The organism is Janthinobacterium sp. FW305-129 (assembly GCF_020858115.1).
Lineage (GTDB): Bacteria > Pseudomonadota > Gammaproteobacteria > Burkholderiales > Burkholderiaceae_D > Janthinobacterium.
On sequence record NZ_JACYMM010000026.1, the window covers coordinates 1 to 8,348 of the forward strand.

The following is an 8,348-nucleotide window of genomic DNA, read 5'->3' on the forward strand; positions in this document are numbered from 1 at the left end:
GATGATAGTGCTGCAACCAGTGTGAAAGTAGGTTATCGTCAGGCTTGTTATTCGAAAAAACCCCCATCGGTGATCCGCTGGGGGTTTTTTTACGTCTGATGGTTTTGTCTGATGCAGCTCAATTCCCCCTACAATGGCGGTATGCGCATCCTGATCATTGAAGACAATCCCGATATTCTCGCCAATCTCTATGCCTATCTGGAACCGAAGGGCCATGTGCTCGATTCGGCCATGAATGGCTATGCCGGCCTGGCCTTGCTGGCCCAGCATGAATACGATGTCATCGTGCTCGATGTCATGCTGCCCGGCCTGACTGGCCTGGAGCTGTGCCAGAAACTGCGCGGCGAATTGCGTAGTAGCACACCTGTGCTGATGTTGACAGCGCGCGATACCCTGCAAGACAAGGTCGCCGGTTTTGACAGCGGCGCCGACGATTACCTGGTCAAGCCATTTTCGCTGCTGGAACTGGAAATTCGCCTGAAAGCCTTGCTGCGCCGCGCGCGCGGGCAAACGACGGGCGCCGCCGTGCTGACTGTGGGCGAACTGCGTTTCGATACGGAAAAATTCGAAGTCTGGCGCGCCGGTCAGGCATTGACCTTGACCAGAACCGGTTACACCATCCTGAAATGCCTGATGAGCGAAGCGCCCAAGCTGGTGCCGCGCGAAATGCTCGAGCATGAAGTCTGGGGCGACGACCGCCCCGACAGCGACGCCCTGCGCACGCACATTCATGCGCTGCGTCAGGTGCTCGATAAACCGTTTGCCTTTCCCATGCTACGCACCATTCCCGGCATCGGTTACAAATTACTGAGTAGCGATGCGTCCGTTTAAATCGCTGAAGCGGCGCATCATCGTCGCCTACCTGCTGTTTGCGCTGGTGGCGAGCATCTTTTTTGCCATCATCGCCGCCATCGCCGTCGAAGGTATCGAAGTGCGCCTGGTCGACGAACGCCTGAAAGAAGTGGCAGCCTGGGCGTCGCCGCGGCATGCGGCCGGCTTGTCTGTCGAGATGCCTGCCGGCTTGAGCTTTCATCATGCCGAGGATACCCCGCTGCCCTTGCGCGGCCTGGCGCCAGGTATGCATGAGAAAACCGTCGACGGCGTCGATTTGCACGTGCTGGTCGGCAACGATGTGCATGGCGAATTCGTCGTCATCGATCATGCCACGGAGTATGAAAAGATCGAGCTGATGGTGTACAGCATGTTTGCTCTCGGTTTTATCGGTTTCCTGATTTGCGCTTCGCTGCTGGGCGCCTTCATCGCCAATCGTTTGATTACGCCGATCATGTCGCTGACGCAGGCCGTCAAGGCCAGCCAGGCGGCCTTGCCGCTGCAAGACAGTGCCGATGAATTGGGGATACTGGCGCGTGCTTTTGCGGCACGTACGGCGGAGTTGACCGAAGTTCTTGATCGAGAACGGTTTTTTACAGGCGATGTCAGTCATGAACTGCGCACGCCGCTGACCGTGATCACGGGGGCGGCGGAAATCCTGATGGAGCAAGGCGGCCACGATCCGCTGGTGCGCTCCGCCTCCGGACGTATCTACCGGGCGGCGCGTGAAGCGACCGATTCCGTGACGGTGCTGTTGCGCCTGGCGCGCGCGCCTGAATTGCTTGAATGCGCGTCACTCTCCGTGGCGGAACTGGCCCGGCAAGAATGCCAGCGCTATCAATCCTATACGGCGGGAAAGTCGCTTACCCTCGTGTTTGCGGGTGGCGAAGATTTTACGGTCAATGCTCCGCGTGAATTGTTGACGGCCGCCATAGGCAATCTGGTACGCAACGCCTGCCAGTACACCTTGCAGGGCGAAGTGATCGTGCGCCTGGCGGGACGGGCACTGATCGTCGAGGATACGGGGCCTGGCTTGCCGGAAGCGGCGCGGGCGCGCCTGCTGCATCAACCGATACCAGCCAGCCTGGGCGGCTCGTCGGGCACCGGCCTGGGGCTGGGCCTGGTTCAGCGCATCTGCCTGTATCTGGGCGCCGACCTGGCATTCAAAGTGCGCCCCACTGGCGGCAGCGTGCTGAGGATTGATTTTAGATAAGCTTGCTTTTTGCATGCACTTAACGAAAACTTAACGCGCTGTTGACGCGTAATTCATGCCGATACTTGTAAGGTCATTCTGAAAGCTCGTCTTGCCTCGTCCGTGTCGTTCACGGCAGGCAGCGTCATGTTCTCTTCATATTGACACTGTACGATGACTTTCATGGCTGCAGCACTGATGCGGCCAGTCCCTTTCATCTCATCAAGTAAATGCGTGCACTCATGTTGTCCAAGCTTAAACTCGTCAAAACGCCCAAAGGCATCGATAGCGTTCTGATGCTGTCGGCCATGCTGATACTCTGGATCGGCAATTACAGCAACCTCGACCTCATGATCGCCGACAGCATGTTCGACGGGACGCGTGGGCAATTTTCCGGTGCTGGCAGCGCGTGGGTGGGCAATTTCCAACTGGGTATGATCTTGCTTGGCTCCGCCCTGATCGGCTTGGCCATCTGGGACACCTTGCATCCGCTGGCCTGGCTTGCTTCACGCCGCAGCGCTTTGCGCGTCGTGGCCCTGTCGGCCGTCTTGGTGCCGCTAAGCATCTATTTTCTCTCTTCTTTCAGCGATGTGCCTTGCCCCACGGATTTGCTGCGCTATGGCGGACTGGAGCCGTACGCGCGCTTGCTGGAAACGATGCCAGCCAGTGCGTCTGCCATGGTATGCCTGCCCGCCACCCAGGCGAACACTGCCTGGTGGCTGCTGGCCTTGCCATTGTTCTGCCTGCCAAGACGGCCACGCACGGCGCTTCTGCTCGCTGCTGTTATGCTGCTGTGCGGTTTGGCGGCAGGCTGGCAGCAACAGTTGCAAGGTACGCAATTTTTTACGCACACCTTGTGGTCGGCGTGGATCGCTGCCTTCCTGATTTATCTCCTGCAGCACTTGTTCCGGGCGGAAGACGCGTTGGCCTGAAACACGAAAGTACGTCACAATCTGCCTGTCGAGTTGTCGTTTCATACAAAAACAGGAGCACCATGAACGAGCAGATTGCGAGAGAAGTGGTATTGGTCCGTGCTATCGAGACGGCCGACCAGAAAAAAGAAGTCCTCAGCGAGGATGACCGCATGTATGCCAGCCGCAGCGCGCGTGAGCTTGCGCAGTGGCAAGCTTCTGGCAAGCAGGCCGAAGTGACGGGTGACGATTTCCTGCAGCAGCGCTCCGAACTGATCATCAAACGCATCACCGAGCGCACCCCCGCCTTCGCCGCGTTCGCGAAACGCCGTAACGGCATGACAACCCTGGCGCTGACCTTGCCCCTGCTGGCCCTGCTGCTGGGCGCCGGGCTCGACCGTATAACGGATCCCCATCGCGTCGACTTGCTGTCAGCGCCCTTGCTGCTGATCATCGCCTGGAATGTGCTGGTTTACCTGGGCTTGCTGATTTGGCTATGCATCCCCTCGCACTCCCTGGGCTGGCCAAAAGCGGGACTGGTGCGCCACCTGAGCGTGGGCCGCCTGGCCTTGCCGCGCAAGCTGCCGCATGCCTTGTCTGCGGGCTTGCTCAGTTTCATGGGGGAATGGGCGCACCTGAGCGCGAAGCTGACGGCCGCGCGCCTGAGCCGTACCATTCATTTGAGCGCGGCCATGTTTGCCATCGGCGCCGTCGCCTCGCTGTATGCGCGCGGTTTCCTGTCGCAATACGCGGCCGGCTGGGAAAGTACCTTTCTGAATGCCGGCCAGGTGCACAGTTTGCTTTCGACCCTGTTTGCGCCGGCCATCGCCCTGTTTCATTTGCAAGGTTTTTCGCTGGCGGAAATCGAAGCGCTGCGCTTCCCGCAAACGACGACCGTCGAAGGCGGCGCGCGCTGGGTGCATTTGTATGCGGCAACGATTTTCCTGCTGGTCGTCGTGCCCCGCCTGATCCTGGCCCTGGTCAACAACTGGCGCGCCGCGCGCCTGGCGAAACACTTTCCGCTTGATCTCGATCAACCTTATTTCCGCAAACTCAATGAAAGCATCGGCGTGGCCACGGGCGGCATGCTGCGCGTCTTGCCGTACAGCTTTACTGTCGATGAGGCGCGCCACAAGGGATTGGGTCAACTGGCCATGATGCTGTTTGGCGAGCAGGGGCGCATGATGCTGCGTCCATCGACGTCGTATGGCGAAGAGCCGCAGGAGGTCTTGCGCGGCACCGACTTGAATGATCCGCAAATCAATATCACGGCCGTGCTGTTCAATTTGACGGCGACGCCGGAAAAGGAAAATCACGGCGCCTTCCTCGATTACCTGGTGCAATCGTCGGCACGCGGCATTGCCGTCCTGATCGATGAGTCCAGCTACCTGGAGCGCGCGGGCGAGCAGGTGGATAATGCCGCCCGTTTGGCGGAACGAGTCGCCTTGTGGCAACAGTTCTGCCAGTTCCATAAAACCACGGCCACCCTGGTCAATTTGCTCAATCCTGCCTTGCACCCGCTTGATGCCGGTGTCGGGCTGAAAGTATCGGCAGCAGCATGAGTGTGAATGTGAATAAAGATGTCCGGGATGATGCGGTGCAAATTCAGTTTGCACTGATTTCACACACGAATAATGGCAAGACGACCCTGGCGCGCACCCTGGTGGGCGTGGATGTCGGCGAAGTGCGCGACGCCGCCCACGTGACCGTGTTTGCGGAATCGCATACCTTGCTGGCCACGCCGCAGGGTGATGCCCTGCAACTGTGGGACACGCCCGGCTTTGGCGACTCCGTGCGCCTGCTCAAGCGCCTGGGGCAGTCGGGCAATCCCATCGGCTGGTTCCTGCGCGAAGTGCTGGACCGTTACCGCGACCGGCCGTTCTGGCTCAGCCAGCAAGCGCTGCGCACGGCCAAGGACTCTGCCGATGTGGTGCTGTATCTGGTTAACTCTTCCGAAAATCCCCGGGATGCAGGTTATTTGCCAGCGGAAATGAAAATCCTTGCATGGCTGGATAAGCCCGTGGTGGTCTTGCTCAATCAGATGGGGCCGCCACGTCCGGGCAATGAGGAGCACAGCGAGCAGGCGCGCTGGCGCGAGCATTTGCAGCAATATCCCATCGTGCGCGACGTCCTGGCGCTCGACGCCTTTGCCCGCTGCTGGGTACATGAGCGCGTGTTTTATGAGGCCGTAGGCAAATTGTTGCCACAGCCGCAGCAAGCCGGCTATGCACGTCTGTTTGCTGTCTGGCAAGCGCAGAATACGGCACGTTTCCAGCAGGCCATGCATTTGCTGGCCACCCAGCTGGCCGTGGCTGCCCAGGATCGCGAAGCCATCGAGCCGGCGTCCAAGGGCTTGCTGAAATCGGCCTTGCAAGTCGTGGGTATCGGCAAGAATGCAGAGCAGCAACGCCAGGAAAAGGCCATGGCTAACCTGGTAGCGCGTCTCAATACGCACAGCGGCGAAACGACGCGTGAACTGTTGATCTTGCACAAACTCGATCCTACCGATGCGCATAAGATCAATAGCCGGATACGGGAAAATTTCGCCGTGCGCGCGCCGATCGACAAGGCGCAAGCGGGGTTGTTGGGCGCCATGATTTCTGGTGCTGCAACGGGACTGTCGGCCGACCTGATTTCCGGCGGCTTGACGTTGGGCACGGGCGCCTTGCTTGGCGGCGTGGTCGGTGCACTGACGTTTGCGGGCGCCGCCTGGGGTTTTAATTCCGGCACGGACCGCAACGAGCCCACCATGCAATTTACCGATGCTTTCCTGCGCACCCTGGTGGTGGCGGGCGTGCTGCGCTATCTGGCGGTGGCGCATTTTGGCCGCGGCCGCGGCAACTTTGTGGAAAGCGAAGCGCCGGCCTTCTGGCAGGATGAAGTCGAGCAAGCGGTGTCGCGCCATGAAGGCGCGCTGGCAGAATTGTGGAAAGACGTGCGCCGGGAAAAGTCATCAGAGCAAGCCGCCGAGCGGGTCTCCCCCGTGATTGCCGCCATCACTTCCGATACCCTGGCGCGTCTGTATCCGGATGTGCCGCGCCTCGTGTAGCGTATCAGGCCCAATCAGGCGCGGGCCTGCAGCCATTGTTGCAGAAATTGCACACAGGCCCTGACCTTGGCCGAGTTCGAGAGGCGCGAAGTTGTGACCGCCCACACATCGGCAAGCTGTTGATATGTTGGCAAAATGCGAACCAGCTTGCCTTGCGCCAGACTGCTTTCCACATCCCATGCCGAGCGCAAGATGATGCCGTGGCCATCGAGTGCCCATTGATGGACGATCTCGCCATTGTTGGCCGATAGCGGCCCATCGACCTTCACCGTTTCCTGCCCGTGCGGCCCTTGCAGTTTCCAGCGCCGCCCATCCTGGTCGCGCTCGCGGATGACGATGCAGGCATGCTCAGCCAATTGCGCCAGGGTGTCCGGCGTGCCATGTTGTGTCAGGTAGGCGGGTGCGGCGCACAGTACGCGTTGATTGCTGGCAATACGGTGGGCGATCAGGTCTGGCTCGCGCACCACGCCGATGCGAATATCGAGGTCGAAACCTTCGCCCGGCAGGTCAACGGGGCGGTCAAGCAATTCCAGCTGTATTTTCAGGTCTGGATACTGCCGTGCCAGTTGGGACAGGGCGGGGCCGAGCCGGTTGCGTCCGAAGCCGGAACTGGAGCAGATGCGCAGCACGCCCTGCGGCTGCAATTTCGACTGCGCCACCGCTTCACCCATCTGCTCGACATCTTCCAGGATGCGCTGCGCCCATTGCCGCACGATCTCGCCGTGATCGGTGATACTGACCCGGCGCGTCGTCCGGTGCAGCAAACGCACTTGCAGCGCCGCTTCCAGCATGCCGATGCGCTTGATGACGACCGCCTTGGAAATGCCCAGTTCCAGCGCCGTGGCGGCGAAACTGGTTTTATGGGCGACCTGGCAAAACAGGCGTAAGTCTTCCAGCAGCGGTGTATGTTTCATTGATTGACCACGGAATGTAGATACTGGGGTTATGAATCCCCTGATTGTATTCTGATGCGGCGCCAGTATCATCAACGCATCCATCAATCAACAGGAGAACGTCATGGCCGTACACAGAATCGCAGTTATCGCAGGCGACGGCATCGGCAATGAAGTCATGCCGGAAGGGTTGCGTGTGGTCGAGGCCGCGGCGCGCCGCTTCAATATCGACCTGCAGTTTACGACCATGGCGTGGGCGAATTGCGACTATTACCTGAAGCATGGCCAGATGATGCCCTCGGACTGGTTTGCCCAGCTCAAGGATTTTGACGCCATCTATTTTGGCGCCGTGGGTTGGCCGGACAAGGTGCCCGACCATATCTCCTTATGGGGATCGCTGTTGAAATTCCGGCGCGAGTTCGACGAATACGTCAACTTGCGACCCGTGCGGCTGATGCCGGGCGTACCGTGTCCGCTGGCGAACAAGAAACCTGGCGATATCGACTTTTATGTCGTGCGTGAAAATACGGAAGGAGAATATTCGTCCGTGGGCGGGCGCATGTTCGAGGGGACGGAGCGCGAAACGGTGCTGCAGGAATCCGTGTTTACGCGCAAGGGCGTCGACCGCATCCTGAAGTATGCGTTTGAGCTGGCGCAAAGCCGGCCTAAAAAACACCTGACATCGGCAACCAAGTCGAATGGCATTGCCATCAGCATGCCATTCTGGGATGAGCGGGTGGAGGCTATGGCTCCAAGCTTCCCCGATGTGCACTGGGATAAATACCATATCGACATCCTGGCGGCCCGCTTTGTATTGAGCCCCGAGCGTTTCGACGTGGTGGTGGCGTCAAACCTGTTTGGCGATATCCTGTCCGACCTGGGCCCTGCCTGTACGGGGACGATTGCCATTGCACCGTCGGCCAATATCAATCCGGAGCGCACATTCCCCTCCGTTTTTGAACCGGTACACGGTTCCGCGCCTGATATCTATGGCCAGAATATCGCCAACCCGATCGGCATGATCTGGTCGGGCGCCATGATGCTGGACTTCCTCGGCAATGGCGACGCCCGGTACACGGCCGCACATGACGCGATTGTGCGCGCCATCGAGCAGGTGCTCGAGCATGGTCCGCGTACGCCGGACATGGGCGGTAGCGCCAGTACGACCGAGGTCGGCATGGCGGTGGCAGCACTGCTGAAATAAAGCTTGCCGCCCGTGGGCAGCTTTGCTATAGTTCGCCTCCCCAATGAGATGCAGCAGTTTGCGAAACAACGGGATCACTGGAAACGGTGAAGGTAGTAAAAAAGAAGGTTGACGAATTAGCCGAAACGCTTCATACTCTTCCTTCTTCGCAGCTGACAAACACAACGCTTTGTCAATAGCGCGAGAGTAGTAAATAAGCAGTACCGAATACAGTTCTTTAACAATTAACAGTCGATAAGTGTGGACATTTGATGTAGTGCAGCGCCGA

The 8,348-nt window shown here is 59.2% G+C and carries 7 protein-coding genes; 6 read left to right on the forward strand and 1 reads right to left on the reverse strand.

What is annotated here, in order from left to right:
• Positions 1 to 141: 141 nt before the first annotated feature.
• From IGS61_RS27505 to IGS61_RS27525, 5 genes are all read left to right on the forward strand, one after another.
• Complete coding sequence (locus IGS61_RS27505) at positions 142 to 831, forward strand: response regulator transcription factor (RefSeq protein WP_230542477.1); 690 nt, start codon at positions 142 to 144, stop codon at positions 829 to 831.
• Positions 818 to 2,044, forward strand: coding sequence for a sensor histidine kinase (locus IGS61_RS27510; protein ID WP_230542471.1), 1,227 nt, complete (start codon positions 818 to 820; stop codon positions 2,042 to 2,044). The genes IGS61_RS27505 and IGS61_RS27510 overlap by 14 nt, the downstream gene beginning before the upstream one ends.
• 221 nt (positions 2,045 to 2,265) lie before the next feature.
• Positions 2,266 to 2,955 (forward strand): acid phosphatase, encoded by a 690-nt coding sequence (locus IGS61_RS27515; RefSeq protein ID WP_230542472.1) that lies wholly within the window; start codon positions 2,266 to 2,268, stop codon positions 2,953 to 2,955.
• Positions 2,956 to 3,017: 62 nt separating this feature from the next.
• Positions 3,018 to 4,496: a DUF2868 domain-containing protein gene (locus IGS61_RS27520; protein ID WP_230542473.1), complete on the forward strand. Its 1,479-nt coding sequence runs from the start codon at positions 3,018 to 3,020 to the stop codon at positions 4,494 to 4,496.
• Positions 4,493 to 5,983, forward strand: coding sequence for a DUF3482 domain-containing protein (locus IGS61_RS27525; protein ID WP_230542474.1), 1,491 nt, complete (start codon positions 4,493 to 4,495; stop codon positions 5,981 to 5,983). The genes IGS61_RS27520 and IGS61_RS27525 overlap by 4 nt, the downstream gene beginning before the upstream one ends.
• 14 nt (positions 5,984 to 5,997) lie before the next feature.
• Here IGS61_RS27525 and IGS61_RS27530 read toward each other — a convergent pair whose 3' ends face one another.
• On the reverse strand, positions 5,998 to 6,897 hold the full coding sequence (locus IGS61_RS27530) for a LysR substrate-binding domain-containing protein (RefSeq protein WP_230542475.1): 900 nt from the start codon (positions 6,895 to 6,897) through the stop codon (positions 5,998 to 6,000).
• Positions 6,898 to 7,000: 103 nt separating this feature from the next.
• On the opposite strand from IGS61_RS27530, the gene IGS61_RS27535 reads away from it, so the two are divergent.
• Entirely contained in the window at positions 7,001 to 8,080 is a 1,080-nt protein-coding gene (locus tag IGS61_RS27535; RefSeq protein WP_230542476.1) for a tartrate dehydrogenase, read from the forward strand.
• Positions 8,081 to 8,348 lie beyond the last annotated feature (268 nt).

What these genes read in the sequence shown, in the direction of transcription:
- IGS61_RS27505 (WP_230542477.1), top strand. Translation starts at nt 142, where the DNA reads ATGCGCATCCTGATCATTGAAGACAATCCCGATATTCTCGCCAATCTC.
- IGS61_RS27510 (WP_230542471.1), top strand. Translation starts at nt 818, where the DNA reads ATGCGTCCGTTTAAATCGCTGAAGCGGCGCATCATCGTCGCCTACCTG.
- IGS61_RS27515 (WP_230542472.1), top strand. Translation starts at nt 2,266, where the DNA reads ATGTTGTCCAAGCTTAAACTCGTCAAAACGCCCAAAGGCATCGATAGC.
- IGS61_RS27520 (WP_230542473.1), top strand. Translation starts at nt 3,018, where the DNA reads ATGAACGAGCAGATTGCGAGAGAAGTGGTATTGGTCCGTGCTATCGAG.
- IGS61_RS27525 (WP_230542474.1), top strand. Translation starts at nt 4,493, where the DNA reads ATGAGTGTGAATGTGAATAAAGATGTCCGGGATGATGCGGTGCAAATT.
- IGS61_RS27530 (WP_230542475.1), bottom strand. Translation starts at nt 6,897, where the DNA reads ATGAAACATACACCGCTGCTGGAAGACTTACGCCTGTTTTGCCAGGTC.
- IGS61_RS27535 (WP_230542476.1), top strand. Translation starts at nt 7,001, where the DNA reads ATGGCCGTACACAGAATCGCAGTTATCGCAGGCGACGGCATCGGCAAT.